Below are 17,667 nucleotides of genomic sequence, written 5' to 3' on the forward strand. Positions count from 1 at the left end.
TCGAAGCGAACGGAATTCCTTTTCTCACGGCCGCACCGCCTCGATCGACCAGGCACCGAGCGAGCCCAGGAACCCACGCGTCCCGTCGCGGTCGAATTTGGGATCGTCCGCCTCGATATAAAGGAAGAAGCGGTCGTCCGACGCCAGGCTGAAGCGCGGTGTCCCGAACAGCGGATGATGCAGCCGCGGCAAACGGTTCATCCACAGCATGCCGATGATCGGGAACAACACCGCGCAGAGGATCATCAGCTCGAAATCAACGACGAAGAAGGCGGGAAGCGCGATCAGCGGCCGCCCGCCGACCTCGATCGGGTAATCGAAGTTCACGAACACCTGCACCGCCAGCGTCGCTGCGATCCCGACCGCGCCGCCGATGACGCTCAGCCAGCCGATCCGGTGATCTCGGATCGACAGCGCCTCGGCCATGCCTTCGACGGGGTAGGGGCTGAAAGCGTCGATGTGCTGATAGCCGGCCTCCCGCGCGCGCTTGACCGCGCCCAGCAGCGCATCGGCCGTGCCGAACTCGCCCAGCAGCCCCAGGATCGGCGGCTCAGCCATGGCGCGCCTCTTTCTTCTCGCGCGCCAGAACTTCCTTGTCCTCGAAGATCGAGATCGACGGGATATAGCGGATGAAGAGAAGGAAGGGCGTGAAGAACAGCCCGATCGTGCCGAGATAGGTTCCCCAGTCCCAGAAGGTTGTGTGATACTCGCCGAACGAGGAGACCAGGAAGTCTTTATAAAGGCTGGTGACCAGGATCATGTAGCGCTCCAGCCACATGCCGATCACGACCGAGGTGCCGATCAGGAACAGCAGCACCGGGCTCCGCCGCACCCGCTTGAACCACAGCCCCTGCAGCGGCACGAAATTGAACAGCACGGCGCCCCAGAAGCTCCATGCGTACATTCCGAAGAATCGATCGTAAGTGGTTGCGATCTCTCGCGCGTCGCCGGAATAGAAGGCGTCGAACACTTCGAAGACATAGCCATAGGCGGTCATCAGCCCGCTCGCGAGCAGGACCTTTGCCAGCACGTCCATATGCTGGTCGGTCACGATCTCCTTCAGCCCGAAGAAATGGCGGACCACCAGCGCGATCATCGCGACCATCGCAAAGCCCGAAAAGGCCGCGCCGAGCACGAAGTAAGGCGGGAAGATCGTCGAGTGCCAGCCGGGCACCTGGCCGGAGGCGAACAGGAGCGACACTTCACTGTGCACCGATACGACCAGCGGCACCGCGATCGCGGCCGTGGTGCGATACGCTTTTTGCCACCGGGCCCAGTGCCGCGCCGATCCGCGCCAGCCCAATGCGAAAATGCCGAAGAACACTTGCCAGCCGCGCTTCTTCGCGCGGTCGCGCACCGTCGCCAGGTCCGGGATCAGGCCGATGTACCAGAACAGCAGCGACACGGTTAGATAGGTCAGGACCGCCCAGATGTCCCATTCGAGCGGGCTGCGGAATTGCGGCCACACGCCCATCGTCGCAGGATAGGGGAACATCCAGTAGAAGAACCAGGGCCGCCCCAGGTGGATGATCGGGTAGATGCCGGCGCAGACAACCGCGCACAAAGTCATCGCCTCCGCGAAGCGGTTCAATGAGTTGCGCCAGTCCTGCCCCATCAGCAGCAGCATCGCGGAGATCAGCGTGCCGGCATGGCCCAGACCCAGCCACCAGACGTAAAGGTGGATCGCGAACGCCCAATTGACGGGGATGTTCAGGCCCCAGACCCCGACGCCCCAGGTCATCAGCCAGGTCACCGAGACGAAGAACAGCAGCAGCAGCGCCAGGCTGAAGATCAGCGCGATCAGCCAGGGCACGCGCGCGGGAAAGCGCAGCGGCACGCGGCCGATCTCGACGCTGACGTCGTGCAGCGACTGGTCGAGCGGAAGGATGGGTCGAGACGTGCTCGCCATCAGGCCTCCTCGTCCGCAATGCGCGCCAGATAGGTGGTGCGCGGCCTGGTATCGAGCTCTCCAAGCAATGCGTAATTGCGTGGGGACGTGCGGCCTTTGGCGACCGCACTTTCGGCGTCCTTCAGATTGCCGAACACGATCGCCTGGCTCGGGCACGCCTGCTGGCATGCGGTCCGGATTTCGCCGTCGCGGACGTCGCGGTTCTCGATATCGGCTTGCGTCACCGCGCCCCGGATGCGCTGCACGCAATAGGTGCACTTCTCCATCACGCCGCGGCCCCGGACCGTCACGTCGGGGTTGCGCTGCGCCTGCACCGACGGGGGCGCCTTGGTCGTATAATCGAACCAGTTGAAGCGGCGGACCTTGTAGGGGCAATAGCTTGAGCAGGTTCGCGTGCCGATGCAGCGATTATAGACCATCTCGTTGAGCCCGTCCGGCCCGTGCACGGTCGCGTGGACGGGGCAGCCCATCTCGCACGGGGCCTGCTCGCAATGCATGCAGGGCACCGGCTGGAAGTAAGTCGTCGGCTGCTCGGGCGGGCCGTCATAGTAACGGTCGACCCGCAGCCAGTGCATCTCGCGCCCGCGAGCGACCTGGTCCTTGCCGACCACGGGCACGTTATTTTCGGCCTGGCAGGCGATCGTGCAGGCGTTGCAACCGGTGCACAGGTCGAGGTCGATCGTCATCGCCCAGGCTGCGTTTTCCTCTTTCCAGCGCGGATAGAAGGACGCCTGGTCGCGTTCCTCCTCCTTGGCTGCGCGCGGGTGCGCGGCGGAGACGGTGCGCACGAAATCCTGGCCTTCCAGGGCGTGGTGCAGCTGCGTTGTTGCGAGCTTGTGCTGCCCGCCGGCCTTTTCGATCGACCCCTGCGTCGTCCAAGGCGCGGCGGCGGTTCGCAGCGCATATGCGTCATAGCCGATCCCGCTTCCGACCTGGCCCGCGCGCTTGCGGCCATAGCCAAGGAACAGGGTGACGCTTTGCTCCGGCTGGCCCGGCATCACCCAGGCCGGGCCGGTGATGTTCCGTCCGCCGGCCGAAACGCGGACCAGGTCGCCATTGCCGACGCCCAGCCGGTCGGCCAGCGCGACGCTCAGCGCGACGACATTGTCCCAGGTGACTTTCATCAGCGGCTTGCCCAGCTCCTGCAGCCAGGCATTGTTCGCGAACTGCCCGTTCCAGATGGTCGGATCCGGCCGGAACAGGATCTCGACCTCGCCGCCGGCCGCCGACGCGAGGGGCGGGGCAGGGGGAGCCTGGGCCGCCACCGGCGCGGCTGCGCTGTTCGGGACAATCCCGCTGCGCACCACGTCGCGCCAGGCCTGATCGTCGATCGGCCAGCTCGTGCGCACCAGCTCAAGAGCAGGCGCGGGGTCGCCGGTCAGTCCGGCGACGATGCTGTGCACGGAGCGCGTATCGTAAAGCGGGTCGACCAGCGGCTGGATGATGGTCGCGCTGCCGTCGATCGCGCGTGCGTCGCTCCAGTCTTCCAGCGCGTGCGGCAGCGGCAGATGCCAGTCGCTCAGGATCGCCGTCTCGTCCACATGCTGCCCGGCATGGATGCGAAGCGGCGCCCGGGCGCAGAGCTTCGCGAAATCCAGGTCGGCCGGGGCGGCATAGGCCGGGTTGGCGTCGAGCATGACCAGCGCGCTCACCCGGCCGGCGTCCAGATCGCGCGCGAGTTCGAGGAACGGCGCGCCCGCAAAGCGCACCGGTTCGATATAGCGAACGGCCGCGCCGCCGAGTGCCTCGTTGATCCTGAAGGTGAGCGCATGGACAGAAGCGGGGCAGTGCGCACCGGCCGTGACCAGACCGAGGCCTTGCTTCAGCGCCGCCGCGGCCTGACGCACCCACAATGTTTCCGGCCGGGTTAGTCCATCCTGCGCCGACCCGAGCCCCAGCTCCGCCGCGAGCGCGCTCGCCAGTACCGGAATGCGCGACGGAGGCACGGCCAGCCGTTCGGCTGCGGCGCTGCCCGTCTGCGTCGGCGTCGTCTCCGCCATATGCAGCCGCAGCCGCTCGCCGGCAGCCACGTTCGGGCCACGCCGCGAGGCCCAGGCGGCGACGTTCGGCACTTGCGCCGGGCCGGGGCCGAGCAGATCGTCATCAAGGCTGACCACCGTTCGCGCCGCCGCAAAGTCCGGCCGTACCTCGAACGCACGCTCGCCGGCGAGCGGATCGAACGAATGCACGCGAGCATTCGGCAGCGCCGTCGTCAGCGCGCGCAGCTGCCGGATCAGCGTCGGCGAGCTCGTTGGTCCGATCAGCAGCCGCAGCCCTTCGCCGCCGTTCGCGGCCCAGGCGCGGCGCATCCTGAGCATCATGGCGTCGTAATCGGCCCAGCTCGCCTCATTGCCGTGAAACAGTGGCGCCTGGCTGCGATCGGGATCGTACAGGTCCAGAATTGCCGCCTGGGTGAACAGGCTCGATGCGCCGCGGCTCATCGGGTGGTCCGGATTGCCGTCCAGCTTGATCGGCCGCCCGGCGACGCTGGTCGCGATCACCGGCTGAGCATAGCCGTCGAACGGGATCGCGGTCGCGTAACGGGCGATCTGGTCCTCGATGATGTCCTCAGGCCGGTTGACGAACGGCACCGCGTCGTCGGAGCGCTTCGGGCTGCACCCGGCCAGCCCGATCAGGCCCAGCGACGCGCCCATCACCTGCAGCAGCGCGCGCCGGTCGGTCAGGAACAGGTCGGCGACCGCGGGAAACTCCGCTTCCAGCGCCGCGCGGAAATCGTCCGTGCCCGCCAGCTCTTCGAGCCCGCGCCAGAGCCGCTTCCCGCTCACCGGTGGCACACCGCGCAATGGGTGAGCTGGTCGGGTGCCTTGATGTGGTAGAGCTTCATCAGCGCCTGCCCGAGCCCGCGGCGATCGGCCGGCGGGGTCCAGTCGGCCTCCAGCACGGCGTTCTGGGGCCGCAGATGCGGCGCGGGATTGCGGTGGCAGTCGAGGCACCAGTGCATTTCGAACGCCTTGGCGCGGTACATCAGCGGCATCCGGTCGACGCGCCCGTGGCACTCGAAGCAGCTGACGCCCTTGGCGATGTGAATGTCGTGCCGGAAATAGACGAAGTCCGGCACTCGCGCGACGCGCTTCCAGTTGATCGACCGGTTCTCGGCCAGGCTCTCCCGCACCGGCGCCAGCATCGGCGCCTGGGTCCAGAGCTGCGAATGGCAGGTCATGCAGACATGGGTCGCCGGAAACCCGGCATCGGCGCTCGTTTCGACGGATGTGTGGCAATAGCGGCAATCGATGCCCAGCTCGCCGGCATGATGCTTGTGGCTAAACGGCACCGGCTGCATCGGCGTACGCGCGACCTCCGTCACATATTGCGATCGCGCCACGCCGCCCGCCAGCAGCAGCGACCCGACCGTCCCCACCACCAGCGCGATCAGGACCGCGCGCAGCCAGGTGTCGGCAGTGGGTGAAAAGATCTGCGCCACCCGCGTCCTCGTGGAGCCTCACTGAATGGCCGACGAACGGCTCATACATAAGCTAAGTTCCGCGTCCGGTTCCCGGACGTGGAACGTTTTTTATTGAGGTCCGTTCGCTTCTCGATCCCGCTCGTTCCGAGGCGACCATTCATGTCCGAAGCTGCCCATGCGCAGGATTTCGAACGATCCGATGCGCCTCCCTGGCTGATCGTGGCGCTGGCCGCAGGGCTGGCGGCGACGGTGGTCGGACTGATGATCGTGCTCAGCCTGGTTTTCCCTCAGGCGCTGGTCGATCGCCCGAAAGGACCCGTCAGCGCTCTGCCGCCGGCACCGCGCCTGCAGGTCGCGCCCCGTGCCGATCTCGCCCGGACGCGCGCGGCCGAAGCGGCGCGCCTCCGCCGGATCGACGATGCCATGCGCGCCGTTGCGGCTCAGGGCTGGCGTTCATGAGGGCTGCACTCGCGGGGGTCTTGCTTGCCGCCGCCGCGCCTGCGGCCGCTACAGGATTGCAGCCCGCCCAGTTCGGTGCGCTCGCCTTCCGCCAGCACCCGGGCGCCCAGGTCCCGCTCGACGCCGTGCTCCGGGACGAAAGCGGCCGCCCGGTGCGGCTTGGCTCGCTCCTGGCGGGCAAGCCATCCGTGCTGGTGCTCGAATATCTGCACTGCCCCAATCTGTGCGGGCTCGTGCTTGCGGGGCTTGTTCGCGATCTGAAGATGGCGGGACTCCAGCCCGGCCGTGACCTCCAGTTCGTCGCCGTCAGCATCGATCCGAAGGAAGGCCCGGCCGATGCCGCCAAGGCCCGCGCCGGCTATATCGGCGCCGATACCGATCCGGCCGGCTGGCATTTGCTGACCGGCCCCGCGCCGACGGTCCGCCGCATCGCCGACGCGGTCGGGTTTCGCTACCGCTTCGATAAAGCGATCGGCCAGTTCGCGCATCCGGCCGGGTTCGTCGTGCTGACGCCGGATGGCCGCATCTCGCGCTACCTGCTCGGCTTCGAGCATGGTCCCGCGGCCCTCAAGGCCGCCGTCGCCGAGGCGGGCCGCGACCAGGTCGAGCCGCCCGCGCATCCGCTGCTGCTGCTCTGCTTCGGCTATGATCCGCAACAGGGCACGATCGCCTACACTGCGATGCAGGCGTTGCGCGTGGCGGCCTTCGCCGCCGTCGCGGCGATTGCCTATTACGTCCTGTCGGCGCTCCGCCGCGAGCGGGCCCGCTGATGCGCGGCTTTCCGGTCTGGCCGGTAGAGGCGGGCCATTATGCCGGGGAAATGGACGCGCTATTCATCGCGCTCGTCATCGTCACTGTCCTCACGGCCGGCTTCGTCTGTTTCCTGCTGATCTTCTTCGCCGCCCGCTACCGCGCGGGCCACGCCGCCGACCGCAGCCACACGATCGAAAAAACCTGGAAATGGGAAGTCGGCTGGACGACGGCCTCGCTGCTCATCTTCGTCGGGCTCGCCGTCTGGGGCGCGGACCTCTACCTGCGCCTCTATCAGCCGCCAAAGAACGCGGTGCAGATCTTCGTCGTCGGCAAGCAGTGGATGTGGAAGGCGCAGCATCCCGGCGGCCAGCGCGAGATCAACGAGCTGCACGTGCCCGTCGGCCGCGCGGTGCGGCTGGTGATGGCGTCGCAGGATACGATCCACAGCTTCTACGTCCCCGCGCTGCGCGTGAAGCAGGACGTCGTCCCCGGCCGCTATGAATCGCTGTGGTTCGAGGCGGACCGCCCCGGGCGTTACCACCTGTTCTGCGCCGAATATTGCGGCACCGATCACGCCCGGATGGGTGGCTGGCTGGTCGTGATGAAGCCGCGCGAATTCGCCGGCTGGCTCCGCAGCCAGGGCGGTCAGCCAACCTTGGCCGCCCAGGGGGAACAGCTGTTCCATTCCTTCGGTTGCAGCGGCTGCCATGGCCCGGGCGGGACGGTTCGCGCGCCCGATCTGAACGGCGTCTATGGCGGGCCCGTCGCACTCCAGGACGGCCGCGTCGTTACGGCCGACGAGCGTTACGTCCGCGATTCGATCCTGTTGCCCAAATCCGAAGTCGCTGCGGGCTATGACCCGGTGATGCCGTCGTTCGCCGGCCAGGTCGGGGAGGACGATCTCGCCAAGCTGGTCGCCTATGTCCAGTCGCTGGGCAACGCGCGAAAAGGGGCAAGCTGATGCACGGACCGCGCCCGAACTACCTGACGGCGGAAACGACGATCCGCTCCTGGCTGTTCAGCACCGATCACAAGCGGATCGCGCTCCTCTATTTCGCGTCGATCACCTTCTTCTTCCTGATCGGCGGCCTCGCGGCGGTGATGATCCGCCTGGAGCTGGTGACGCCGGCCGCCGATCTGGTGCGCCCGGACACCTACAACCGCCTGTTCACGATGCACGGCGTGATCATGGTCTGGTTCTTCCTGGTGCCCTCGATCCCGACCACGCTCGGCAATTTCGTGCTGCCGCTGATGCTGGGCGCGCGCGACCTTGCCTTTCCGCGGTTGAACCTCGCCAGCTGGTATTTCTACATCGCCGGGGGCGCGTTGACCGTGCTCGCGCTGCTGCTGGGCGGCGTCGACACCGGCTGGACCTTCTACGAGCCCTACGCGTCGGCCTTTTCCAACGGCTATGTGACGCTCGCGGTGCTCGGCATTTTCCTGTCGGGCTTCTCGTCGATCCTGACCGGACTCAATTTCATCGTCACCACGCACAAGCTGCGCGCTCCCGGGCTGACCTGGTACCGGCTGCCGCTCTTCTGCTGGTCGCTGTATTCGACCAGCGTGATCCTGGTGCTGGCAACGCCGGTGCTGGCGATGACGCTGCTGATGCTGGTCGCGGAGCGCGTGCTCGGCATCGGCATCTTCGATCCGGCGCTCGGCGGCGATCCGCTGCTGTGGCAGCACATGTTCTGGTTCTACAGCCACCCGGCCGTCTACATCATGGTGCTGCCCGCGATCGGCATCGTCAGCGAGCTGATCCCGGCCTTCGCGCGTAAGAAGATTTTCGGTTACAAGTTCGTGGCCTGGGCCAGCGTCGCGATTGCTGCGATCGGCTTTCTCGTCTGGGGCCATCACATGTTCGTGGCCGGCCAGTCCCTCTACGCCAGCCTCATTTTCTCGTTCCTCAGCTACCTCGTCGCGGTTCCGTCGGCGATCAAGGTGTTCAACTGGGTCGCGACGCTGCACAAGGGCTGGATCCGCTTCGACGCGCCGATGCTCTACGCATTCGGCTTTGTCGGCCTGTTCACGATCGGCGGCCTGACCGGCCTGTTCCTGGCCGCGCTCGCGATCGACGTGCACGTGACCGACACCTATTTCGTGATCGCCCATTTCCACTACATCATGGTCGGCGGATCGGTCAGCGCCTTCTTCGGCGGCCTCCATTATTGGTGGCCGAAGATCACCGGCCGCCTCTATCCCGAAGGCTGGGCGCGTGCCGCGGCGATCCTGATGTTCTTCGGCTTCAACCTGACCTTCTTCCCGCAATTCATACTCGGCTGGCTCGGCATGCCGCGCCGCTACGACGCCTATCCGCCGGAGTTTCAGATCTGGCACGTGCTGTCGTCGGCGGGCGCGAGCACCCTCGCAGTCGCCTACGCGATGCCATTGTTCTATTTCTTCTGGTCGCTGGTCTGGGGCCAGCGCGCGCCGGCCAATCCGTGGGGCGTGACCGGCCTCGAATGGCTGACCAGTTCGCCGCCGCCGCCGCGGAACTTCGACACGACCCCGGTCGTCATACGGGGGCCCTATGACTATGTGGACGGCCAGCCTCGGCCCCAAGCCGAGAATGTCTGAGGCGACCCCAGCCTTCCAGTTCGCTTCCGTGCCGCAGCAGCGCGAGGCGGCGACGCTCGGCATGTGGACCTTCCTGGCGACCGAGGTGCTGTTCTTCGGCGCTCTGATCGCCGCCTATTCGGCCTATCGCATCGCCTGGCCTGACGAAATCGCCGCGGCGGCGCGCCACACCAAGGTGGCGCTGGGCGCGATCAACACCGCCGTGCTGCTCACCAGCAGCGCCTTCATGGCAAGCGCCGTCGCGTTCGACGAGGCAAAGCGCCGCCGTCCCGTCGTGCTGTGCCTGCTCGCCACCGCAGTGCTCGGCCTGCTGTTCATCGGCATCAAGGGTTATGAATATTGCCTGGAGTATCAGGAAGGGCTCGTCCCCGCACTGAACTTCCAGCTCGGCCGTTATGGCGGCATCGGCGAGCTGTTCTTTCTCTTCTATTTCTTCGCGACCGGCTTTCATGCGGTCCACCTGACGATCGGCATCGCGATGGTGGTGATGCTGGCAGTGCGGACCGGAGCAGGGCATCCGCCGCACGCGCCGGTGCTCAGGATGGTGGGCCTTTACTGGCACTTCGTCGACATCGTCTGGATCTTCCTGTTCCCGCTGATCTACCTGCCGGGGAGGGTGGGATGAGCGCCGTGTTGCGCACGATCTGGGGGTGCTGGGCGGCGCTGGTCGTGCTGCTCGCGACGACCACCGGGCTCGCGTTCGTGCCGCTCGGCCGCTGGAACATCGTCGTCGCGCTCGCGATCGCCACCGCGAAGGCGCTGATCGTCGTGATCGTCTTCATGGAACTGCGCCGCAGCTCGGGCCTTGTCCGGGTCTTCGCCGGGGCCGGCTTCCTCTGGCTATTGATCCTGCTCGGCCTGACGGGCGCCGATTATTCAAGCCGCCACGAAAGCTACATCCCGAACACGCTCCAGCTTCACGAGACGCCGGTGAAGCGATGATCCGGGTTGTGTCGTACTGGAAGGCGATCCTTGCCGGCGTCGCGGGTGCGCTGGCCTGGGAAGCGGCAGCGCGGCTGCTGATCTGGGCCGGGCTGCCGATGTTCGACATGGTCCGACTGCTCGGCAACTTGTTCTTCGATGATCGCCAATCGTGGTTGTGGTGGCCGGCCGGTCTCGTGCTCCATCTCGGCGTCGGCGCGCTCTGGGCGATCTTTTACGCCTATTTCTGCTGGTCGGTCCTTCGCTTTCGACCACCCATCCAGGGCTTGATCTTTTCGGCCGTCCCCGCGGTGCTCGCGATCCTGATCGTCCGGCCTCAGCTCGAGCTGATGCATATGCCGACGATGGCGCATTTCCCTTATTCGGGGCTGTTCGGCGTGTCGGACGGCTGGATCGGGCCGGTCGGCATCGTGCTCGGGCACGCGATCTATGGGCTGGTCATGGGCGCGCTCTATGTCCGGCCGGTCGGGCGCAGGGTCGGCACGGAACGCGCGCCCGATCCGGACCGCGCGGTACCCGACCTGATCTTCAAGCCCGCGCCGGATCCGCCGTCGCTCGACAATTTCATGTTCGCGACCGGCATCGAGTGCAGCTACCCGACGATCGAAAAGGGCCGCTGGCGGCTCGACGAGATGGCGACCTGCGGCCATTACCGCCACTGGCGGCGGGACCTCGAGCTGGTGCGGGAGCTCGGCATTTCCTACCTGCGCTATGGCCCGCCGCTGCACCTGATCCTGCGCGGGCCCGGTCGCTACGACTGGTCGTTCATGGATCAGGTCGCCGCCGCGATGCAGCAGCTCGGCATTCGCCCGATCATCGACTTCTGCCATTTCGGGCTGCCCGACTGGCTGGAGAATTTCCAGAACCCGCATGTGCCCGAAGCGCTCGGCGCCTATGCCGGCGCCTTTGCCAAACGCTACCCCTGGATCGGCCATTACACGCCGATCAACGAGATGTATGTCTGCGCCCGGCTCTCCGCGCTCGAAGGGCTGTGGAACGAGCAGTGCACCGACGAGCGTTCGTTTGTGACCGCCGCGCGTCACCTCGCCAAAGCGGCGGTGCTGGTCACTCAGGCCGTCCGGCGCGAGCGGCCCGACGCGATCTTCGTCAACAACGAAAGCAGCGAATTCTACCAGCCTTGCTGCCCCGATCCGGAAATCGAGCGCATCGCCGATTTCGAGAATGAGCGCCGCTTCATCCCGCTGGACCTGCTCTACGCGCAGGCGCCGCGCGACGATGTGCGCGATTATCTGTTCGATCACGGCATGCCCAAGGACGAATATGCCTGGTTCATGAGTCAGAAGGTGCCGGAACGCACGATCCTGGGCGTCGATTATTACGACTGGAACGAAAAGGTGATCGACCGCGACGGCCATGCCGAATCGCTGGGGGAGCTGTTCGGCTGGTACGTGATCACGTCCCAATATTATCGCCGCTACAAGCGGATGGTGATGCACACTGAGACAAACAGCCGCGATCCGGCCGAGGCGCCGATGTGGCTGTGGCGGCAATGGCACAATGTCGAGCTGATCCGGAAGGCGGGCGTGCCGGTGGTCGGCTTTACCTGGTACAGCCTGACCGACCAGGTCGATTGGAACATCGCGATCAGCCATCCGGTCGGCAACGTGACTCCGGTGGGGCTGTTCGACCTGAACCGCGACGTGCGCGGCGTCGGCCTTGCCTACAAGCAGTTGATCGAGATGTTCCGCGACAGCACGCTCGTCTGCCCGCGCTGGGGCGAGCTCGACGAGACCGCCGCGCTGCCGCCCGAGCCGAAGCAGGAGCGGGAGGCGGCGCAGTGAGCGGCTGGCCGTTCCAGGGCAGCGACCCGGGGCCGCTGCAGCGGCCTCGGCTGGCGGGCGCGATCGCTGCGGGGATCGCCGCCATTCCCGCCGCGGCTTTGGTCTGGCTGACCGGGTCGGCGCAGATGCCGGCCCGGGTGATCGGCGTGTCGCAGCCGTTGCTGGTGCTGCTCAGCATCGCCGGCCTCGCCATATCCGGTGGCATCTATGGGGCGATCTTCCTTCGCGCCGCGAACGATCGCCGGGGCGGCTGGCTGTTCGGGCTTGGCTGGGGTTTCCTGACCTGGACGCTCGGCCCGATCACGCTGTTCCAGTGGCTGCTCGGCCGGCCGGTGGCGATCGGCCGCCACGCCGCCTATCTGCTCGCCGCGCACCTGCTCTGGGGGCTTCTGTTCGGCGTCGTTTTTCCGCTCGTTCAGAATATGGTGAAGCGCACGATCGAAAATGCGCCGTCGCCGCGCGAGCAGAGCCTCCGGCGGCGCAATCCGGACGACCGCCCGCCGCAGCGCTATCGCCGGATGTCGACCGCGCGCGAAAACTGAAGGCTACGCCGCCACCGCCTCCAGACCCACCGTGTCGCGATGAAGATAGGCCGGGTCGAAACCCGCCATTGCGCGAAGAGCGGGAAAATCGAAAATCTCGACGCTACGCCCGCGTTTGGCGACCAGCCCCATCGCGCGGAGCTGCTGCAGCACGCGGTTCACGTGCACGCCGGTCAGGCCGAGCACGTCGGCCAACTGCTCCTGGGTCAGCGGCAGCTCGATTCGCGCCTGGCGGCGGTCGCAGCCATAGCCGCGGCGGACGGCGAGCTCGCACAGCAGGTGCGCCAGCCGCTCCTGCGCCGAGAGGCGGCCGAGGCACAGCGTCCACCGGGTCAGGATCGCGTTCTCGACAAAGGCCGTCTGCGCGAACAGCGCGGCGATCGCAGGATAATAGACGCCGAGCGCCAGCGCCTGATCGCGCTCGATCGACAGCAACGTCCCCTGCGTCAGCATCCGCACGCCATAATCGATGCGCCCGAACGCCAGCACGTCGAGATTGCAGAAGTCGCCGGGCAGGGCGAGGCCGACGATCTGGCGGCTGCCGCTGCGCGCGGTCTGATGACGAAAGGCCCAGCCTTCGGCCAGCAGGTAAAGCGAGCCCGCCTTGCTGCCTTCGTCGACCAGGCTGCTTCGCGGTGCGACGGCGCGACTGGTCAGCGCGTCACCGAGATGCCGCCGCTCTTCCGGCGTGAGGCCGGCAAACCGATCCAGGCCGTTCAGGATCATACGCTTCTCCTGGCAGCCCCTTCGACAACAGGTCGAGGCCGCTGTTCATCTTAGCAGACAAATGCCGCCGCGCCATATTGTTAGTTCATCTGTCCGGCTCCGAACAGGAATGTTCGTTTCCGGACATTCCGGAACGGGTCCGTATTGGTCGTTCCAGAGGGGAAGCGCGCGCTGGCACGGGCTTTGCTGATGGACCGGCATGTCCTGCTTGGCCTTAGCCCACCTTGCCGATAAGACGCGACTGGAACGCAAGTGTATTGCGCTACTAAAACAGTTGTGCGAATAGGCAGGCCAATGACCGAGCAGAATTTCGAAGCGATGCGTCGCGCGATGGTGGAGAGCCAGCTCCGGACCACCGGGGTCAACGATCCGCGCGTGGTGGCTGCAATGGCCGAGGTGCCGCGTGAGCGGTTCGTGCCCGTTGAGCGCCGCGCGCTCGCCTATATCGATCGTCCCATCGTGCTCGGCTCCGGCCGCGCGCTGAACATTCCCGAGGCGACGGGCCTGCTGCTGACCGCGGCAGCCGTGCGCGCGTCGGACAAGGTGCTGCTGGTCGGCGCCGCGAGCGGCTACACCGCCGCGCTGCTGGAGAAGCTTGCAGCCCATGTTGTCGCGCCGGAGGAAGACGCCGCCCTGCTGACCTTCGCCCGCGAGAACCTGTCGGGCAGCCGCGTCGAGCTGGTCGAGGGGCCGCTGAACCAGGGCTGGGCCGCTGCCGCTCCCTATGACCTGATCGTCATCGACGGCCTGATCGAGCAGGTGCCCGACGCGCTTGTCGAGCAGCTCGCGGACAATGGTCGGCTTGCCTGTGCCATCCTCGATCGCGGCGCCTCGCGCCTGGCGGTCGGCCGCAAATCCGGCGCCGGCTTCGGCTTCGACATGTTCGCGGACTGCGAGTCGGCTCCCTTGCCCGGCTTTGCCCGTCCCAAGTCCTTCGTATTCTAACGAGAGAAAAAACCGGAATGCGCCTCCCGACTATCCTGATCGCGACCACGGCGGCCCTCGCCCTTGCAGCACCCGCCGCGGCCGAGACGCTCCAGGGGGCGCTCGCCAAGGCCTATGCCAACAACCCGACGCTGACCGGCACGCGCGCCCAGGAGCGGGCGAATGACGAGAATGTGCCGATCCAGCGCGCGGCCGGCCTCCCGAATCTCTCCGCATCGGGCGGGTACAACGAAAACGTCTTGATTCCGGGCGCGCAGTTCACGTCGCCGGTGCGGTCGGTCAATGGCTCGCTGACCTTGTCCGTGCCCATCTACCAGGGGGGCGCCGTCAGGAACTCGGTGCGGGCTGCCGATCAGCGCGTGCTCGCCGGGCAAGAGAATCTGCGCGGCACCGAATCGAGCATCTTCAGCCAGGTAGTCGCCGCCTATAACGACGTGATCCGCGATTCCTCGGTTGTCGAGCTCAACCGCGCCAACGTGCACCAGCTCGAGGTCAATCTCCAGGCGACGCGCGACCGGTTCGAGGTCGGTGACCTGACCCGCACAGATGTCGCGCAGTCGGAAGCGCGCCTGTCGCTCGCCCAGGGCGATCAGCGCACCGCCGAATCCAACTATATCGCCAGCCGCGAGCGCTACATTGCACTGGTGGGCGACGTGCCGGACAACCTCCAGCCGCCGCCGCCGCTGCCCAATCTGCCGGCCACGCCCGAGGACGCGATCGCCGTCGCGATCCGCGAGAATCCCGATCTCGCTGCGGCCGAGCGCAATCGCGAAGCCGCCAAATACGACGTTCGCGTGGCGGAGGCCGGAGTTGCGCCCAAGGTCTCCGCATTCGGTCAGGGCGGGGTGACCGATTATCTCGGGACGCTGGGCGGCGGGTTCCGGCAGGCGCAGAGCAACACCACGGTCGGCCTCCAGACCACCATTCCGATTTTTCAGGGCGGACGCCCCGCCGCCCAGACGCGTCAGGCCCAGGCGCGGGAGTCGCAGTCGCTTGAGCAGGTGATCGCCACCGAACGCGGCGTGATCCAGCAGGTTCGATCCGCTTTCGCAGCGTGGAAATCCAGCCAGGAAGTGATCCGCTCGGCTGAAACGGCGGTCTCCGCCAACACGCTGTCGCTGGAAGGTGTGCGTGCCGAAAACAGCGTCGGCAACCGCACGATCATCGAGATTCTGAATGCGGAGCAGGAGCTGCTGAACGCGCAGGTCCAGCTCGTGACCGCGCGGCGCAACGCCTATGTCGCGGCCTTCACGCTCCTCGCCGCGATGGGCCAGGCGGAAGCGCGCGACCTGAACCTGGAAGGCGTGACGCTCTACGACCCGACCGCGAATTATCGCCGCGTCCGCCACAAGATCTGGGATTGGAGCAGCGATCCCGAACCGAAGACGATCGCCACGCGCACCGTTGACACGCCCTCGCAGAGTCCGGAAACAATCGTCGGGCCGAAATAGCCGGAACAGGGCATGACTCAGCCGAACGAGCCATCGATGGAGGAGATTCTCTCCTCTATCAAACGCATCATTGCCGAAGACACCGAAACGCTGGTGCCGCGCCGCGGCGACGCTGCGCCCGAGCCAGAGGACGAACCCGACGTGCTGGAGCTGACCCAGCCGCTCGGCGAGCCCGAGACGATGCAGGCGCCCGAGCCCGAGCCGGAGCCGATCAGCATCGAGGAAGCACCGGCCATCGCCGCCGCACCCGTCGCTCCGCCTGCCAGACCGGCACCGGCTGCCGAGAATGAGGCCGGCGCGCTGCTCTCCGCCACCACCGAAGCCGCGACGCGCCATGCGCTGGCGGCGCTCTCGCGCATGGTGGTGAAGCCCGAGGACCCCGCCGCCGACAACACGCTCGAAGGCCTGGTCCGCGACATGCTCCGGCCGATGCTGAAGGACTGGCTCGACGCAAACCTGCCCGGCATCGTCCAGGCAACGGTCGACCGGGAAGTCGCAAGGATCAGCGGGCGGGGGTGAGTTCCCCTCCCTAGGATTCCGAATAGGACACCGCAAACTCGGTTTGGCCTGAGCTTGTCGAAGGCCTCCCTTTTCTTTGCGCTTGAAGAAGGAAGGGAGGGCTTCGACAGGCTCAGCCCAAACCGGCGCTGGGACTCTGAAGCCGTAAGTGAACCCAAACTCTTCCCCTTGCACGCCCCCCTCGTCTAAGGCGCCGCGCATGAGCGAGTTGCCCAAGACCTTCGACCCCGGCGCCATCGAATCCCGCTGGTATCCCTATTGGGAAGCGAACGACCTGTTCCGCCCGGACCGCGACGATGCCGAGCCGTTCACGATCGTCATCCCGCCGCCGAACGTCACCGGCTCGCTGCATATCGGCCACGCGCTCGACAATACGCTCCAGGACATCCTGATCCGCCACGCGCGCCTGCAGGGGAAGGATGCGCTGTGGGTGGTCGGCACCGACCATGCCGGCATCGCGACGCAGATGGTGGTCGAGCGCACGATCGCGGGGCAGGGGCTGAAGCGGCAGGACCTTGGTCGCGATGCCTTCCTCGACATCGTCTGGGATTGGAAAAAGACGTCCGGCGGCGCGATCACGCGCCAGCTCCGCCGTCTCGGCGCTTCGTGCGACTGGGCGAACGAGCGCTTCACGATGGACGAAGGCTTCAGCCGCGCGGTCCTGAAGGTGTTCGTCCAGCTCTACCGCGAAGGCCTGCTTTACCGCGACAAGCGGCTGGTGAACTGGGACCCGAAATTCCAGACCGCGATCTCCGACCTGGAGGTCGAGACCAAGGAAGTGCAGGGTAGCTTCTGGCACTTCCGCTATCCACTTGCCGATGGCTCCGGCCACATCTCGGTCGCGACCACGCGGCCCGAGACGATGCTCGCCGACATGGCCGTCGCGGTGAATCCGGAGGATGAGCGCTACAAGCACCTGATCAGCGCGATGATCGCCCACCCGATCACCGGCCGGCAGATCCCGATCGTCGCGGATGAGCACGCCGATCCGGAACTCGGCTCCGGCGCGGTCAAGATCACCCCCGGCCATGATTTCAACGACTTCGATGTCGGCGTGCGCGCCGGGATCAGACCCGCCGACATGCTCAACATGTTCGATGCCGAGGCACGGATCGCCCAGACCGCGGACGGCCTCGTGCCCGCCGAGCTGATCGGCCTCGACCGCTTCGACGCCCGCAAGCGCGTTGTGGAGATGATCGAGGCGGAAGGCCTGCTCGAACGCGTCGAGGACCGCGTGATCCAGACCCCGTTCGGCGACCGCTCCGGCGTCGTGATCGAGCCCTGGCTGACCGACCAATGGTATGTCGATGCGAAGACGCTCGCCGGCCCCGCGATCGAGGCGGTCCGCTCCGGCACGATCAAGGTCGTCCCCGAAAGCTGGACCAAGACCTATTACAACTGGATGGAGAACATCCAGCCCTGGTGCGTCTCGCGCCAGCTCTGGTGGGGGCATCGGATTCCGGCGTGGTATGCCGACGACGGTCGTGTCTTTGTCGCCGAGACGGAGGAAGAGGCCGAGCGCGAAGCCGGCAACCTCAAGCTCCGCCGCGACGACGACGTGCTCGACACCTGGTTCAGCTCCGCGCTCTGGCCGTTCGGGACATTGGGATGGCCGGAC

17 protein-coding genes are annotated in these 17,667 nt (G+C 66.6%); 12 read left to right on the forward strand and 5 right to left on the reverse strand.

Annotated elements, in window-relative coordinates; translation table 11 throughout:
- Window positions 1-24: 24 nt before the first annotated feature.
- The 4 genes from SCH01S_RS03100 to SCH01S_RS03115 are packed head-to-tail and all read right to left on the reverse strand — an operon-like array spanning window position 25 to window position 5,351.
- Window positions 25-558: a DUF3341 domain-containing protein gene (locus tag SCH01S_RS03100; RefSeq protein WP_046347300.1), complete on the reverse strand. Its 534-nt coding sequence runs from the start codon at window positions 556-558 to the stop codon at window positions 25-27.
- Entirely contained in the window at window positions 551-1,909 is a 1,359-nt protein-coding gene (gene nrfD, locus SCH01S_RS03105; RefSeq protein WP_046347301.1) for an NrfD/PsrC family molybdoenzyme membrane anchor subunit, read from the reverse strand. Before nrfD ends, SCH01S_RS03100 begins: the two co-directional genes overlap by 8 nt.
- Window positions 1,909-4,695 carry a TAT-variant-translocated molybdopterin oxidoreductase gene (locus SCH01S_RS03110; protein WP_245612140.1) on the reverse strand — a complete coding sequence of 929 codons (2,787 nt, stop codon included), beginning with the start codon at window positions 4,693-4,695 and terminating at the stop codon, window positions 1,909-1,911. Before SCH01S_RS03110 ends, nrfD begins: the two co-directional genes overlap by 1 nt.
- Window positions 4,692-5,351 carry a cytochrome c3 family protein gene (locus tag SCH01S_RS03115; protein ID WP_046347303.1) on the reverse strand — a complete coding sequence of 220 codons (660 nt, stop codon included), beginning with the start codon at window positions 5,349-5,351 and terminating at the stop codon, window positions 4,692-4,694. Before SCH01S_RS03115 ends, SCH01S_RS03110 begins: the two co-directional genes overlap by 4 nt.
- Window positions 5,352-5,492: 141 nt before the next feature.
- Here SCH01S_RS03115 and SCH01S_RS03120 point away from each other — a divergent pair, with 141 nt between their 5' ends.
- From SCH01S_RS03120 to SCH01S_RS03155, 8 genes are read left to right on the forward strand one after another with little or no spacing between them, the layout of a single operon-like run.
- Entirely contained in the window at window positions 5,493-5,792 is a 300-nt protein-coding gene (locus SCH01S_RS03120; RefSeq protein WP_046347304.1) for a hypothetical protein, read from the forward strand.
- Complete coding sequence (locus SCH01S_RS03125) at window positions 5,789-6,562, forward strand: SCO family protein (protein ID WP_157032780.1); 774 nt, start codon at window positions 5,789-5,791, stop codon at window positions 6,560-6,562. Before SCH01S_RS03120 ends, SCH01S_RS03125 begins: the two co-directional genes overlap by 4 nt.
- Window positions 6,562-7,506, forward strand: a complete 945-nt coding sequence (gene coxB, locus SCH01S_RS03130) for a cytochrome c oxidase subunit II (RefSeq protein ID WP_046347305.1) — start codon at window positions 6,562-6,564, stop codon at window positions 7,504-7,506. The genes SCH01S_RS03125 and coxB overlap by 1 nt, the downstream gene beginning before the upstream one ends.
- The gene (gene ctaD, locus SCH01S_RS03135) at window positions 7,506-9,122 is read left to right on the forward strand and encodes a cytochrome c oxidase subunit I (RefSeq protein WP_046347306.1); all 1,617 of its coding nucleotides are present in this window, start codon (window positions 7,506-7,508) and stop codon (window positions 9,120-9,122) included. The genes coxB and ctaD overlap by 1 nt, the downstream gene beginning before the upstream one ends.
- The gene (locus SCH01S_RS03140; protein ID WP_046347307.1) at window positions 9,115-9,747 is read left to right on the forward strand and encodes a cytochrome c oxidase subunit 3; all 633 of its coding nucleotides are present in this window, start codon (window positions 9,115-9,117) and stop codon (window positions 9,745-9,747) included. The genes ctaD and SCH01S_RS03140 overlap by 8 nt, the downstream gene beginning before the upstream one ends.
- Window positions 9,744-10,064, forward strand: coding sequence for a cytochrome C oxidase subunit IV family protein (locus SCH01S_RS03145; protein WP_046347308.1), 321 nt, complete (start codon window positions 9,744-9,746; stop codon window positions 10,062-10,064). The genes SCH01S_RS03140 and SCH01S_RS03145 overlap by 4 nt, the downstream gene beginning before the upstream one ends.
- A complete protein-coding gene (locus SCH01S_RS03150) occupies window positions 10,061-11,866 on the forward strand; it encodes a family 1 glycosylhydrolase (protein ID WP_245612141.1) in 1,806 nt (601 codons plus the stop codon). The genes SCH01S_RS03145 and SCH01S_RS03150 overlap by 4 nt, the downstream gene beginning before the upstream one ends.
- Window positions 11,863-12,408 carry a hypothetical protein gene (locus tag SCH01S_RS03155; RefSeq protein WP_052733750.1) on the forward strand — a complete coding sequence of 182 codons (546 nt, stop codon included), beginning with the start codon at window positions 11,863-11,865 and terminating at the stop codon, window positions 12,406-12,408. The genes SCH01S_RS03150 and SCH01S_RS03155 overlap by 4 nt, the downstream gene beginning before the upstream one ends.
- 3 nt (window positions 12,409-12,411) lie before the next feature.
- Here SCH01S_RS03155 and SCH01S_RS03160 read toward each other — a convergent pair whose 3' ends face one another.
- Entirely contained in the window at window positions 12,412-13,134 is a 723-nt protein-coding gene (locus tag SCH01S_RS03160) for a Crp/Fnr family transcriptional regulator (protein ID WP_046347309.1), read from the reverse strand.
- Between the two features lie 294 nt (window positions 13,135-13,428).
- Here SCH01S_RS03160 and SCH01S_RS03165 point away from each other — a divergent pair, with 294 nt between their 5' ends.
- The 4 genes from SCH01S_RS03165 to SCH01S_RS03180 all read left to right on the forward strand — a co-directional run.
- Complete coding sequence (locus SCH01S_RS03165) at window positions 13,429-14,079, forward strand: protein-L-isoaspartate O-methyltransferase family protein (protein ID WP_046347310.1); 651 nt, start codon at window positions 13,429-13,431, stop codon at window positions 14,077-14,079.
- Window positions 14,080-14,096: 17 nt separating this feature from the next.
- Window positions 14,097-15,530, forward strand: coding sequence for a TolC family outer membrane protein (locus SCH01S_RS03170; protein ID WP_046347311.1), 1,434 nt, complete (start codon window positions 14,097-14,099; stop codon window positions 15,528-15,530).
- A gap of 12 nt (window positions 15,531-15,542) precedes the next feature.
- Window positions 15,543-16,049, forward strand: a complete 507-nt coding sequence (locus SCH01S_RS03175; RefSeq protein WP_052733751.1) for a DUF2497 domain-containing protein — start codon at window positions 15,543-15,545, stop codon at window positions 16,047-16,049.
- Window positions 16,050-16,248: 199 nt separating this feature from the next.
- The coding region (locus SCH01S_RS03180; protein WP_046347312.1) for a valine--tRNA ligase at window positions 16,249-17,667 on the forward strand (1,419 nt) is incomplete at its 3' end.

Origin of the sequence: Sphingomonas changbaiensis NBRC 104936 (assembly GCF_000974765.1) — a bacterium.
Classification (GTDB): Bacteria; Pseudomonadota; Alphaproteobacteria; order Sphingomonadales; family Sphingomonadaceae; genus Sphingomonas_B; species Sphingomonas_B changbaiensis.

Excerpts from the sequence above, each read along its gene's own strand:
- SCH01S_RS03150 (WP_245612141.1), top strand. The coding sequence starts at position 10,061 with ATGATCCGGGTTGTGTCGTACTGGAAGGCGATCCTTGCCGGCGTCGCG.
- coxB (WP_046347305.1), top strand. The coding sequence starts at position 6,562 with ATGCGCGGCTTTCCGGTCTGGCCGGTAGAGGCGGGCCATTATGCCGGG.
- SCH01S_RS03170 (WP_046347311.1), top strand. The coding sequence starts at position 14,097 with ATGCGCCTCCCGACTATCCTGATCGCGACCACGGCGGCCCTCGCCCTT.
- nrfD (WP_046347301.1), bottom strand. The coding sequence starts at position 1,909 with ATGGCGAGCACGTCTCGACCCATCCTTCCGCTCGACCAGTCGCTGCAC.
- SCH01S_RS03120 (WP_046347304.1), top strand. The coding sequence starts at position 5,493 with ATGTCCGAAGCTGCCCATGCGCAGGATTTCGAACGATCCGATGCGCCT.
- SCH01S_RS03165 (WP_046347310.1), top strand. The coding sequence starts at position 13,429 with ATGACCGAGCAGAATTTCGAAGCGATGCGTCGCGCGATGGTGGAGAGC.
- SCH01S_RS03125 (WP_157032780.1), top strand. The coding sequence starts at position 5,789 with ATGAGGGCTGCACTCGCGGGGGTCTTGCTTGCCGCCGCCGCGCCTGCG.
- SCH01S_RS03160 (WP_046347309.1), bottom strand. The coding sequence starts at position 13,134 with ATGATCCTGAACGGCCTGGATCGGTTTGCCGGCCTCACGCCGGAAGAG.
- ctaD (WP_046347306.1), top strand. The coding sequence starts at position 7,506 with ATGCACGGACCGCGCCCGAACTACCTGACGGCGGAAACGACGATCCGC.
- SCH01S_RS03175 (WP_052733751.1), top strand. The coding sequence starts at position 15,543 with ATGACTCAGCCGAACGAGCCATCGATGGAGGAGATTCTCTCCTCTATC.
- SCH01S_RS03140 (WP_046347307.1), top strand. The coding sequence starts at position 9,115 with ATGTCTGAGGCGACCCCAGCCTTCCAGTTCGCTTCCGTGCCGCAGCAG.
- SCH01S_RS03145 (WP_046347308.1), top strand. The coding sequence starts at position 9,744 with ATGAGCGCCGTGTTGCGCACGATCTGGGGGTGCTGGGCGGCGCTGGTC.
- SCH01S_RS03100 (WP_046347300.1), bottom strand. The coding sequence starts at position 558 with ATGGCTGAGCCGCCGATCCTGGGGCTGCTGGGCGAGTTCGGCACGGCC.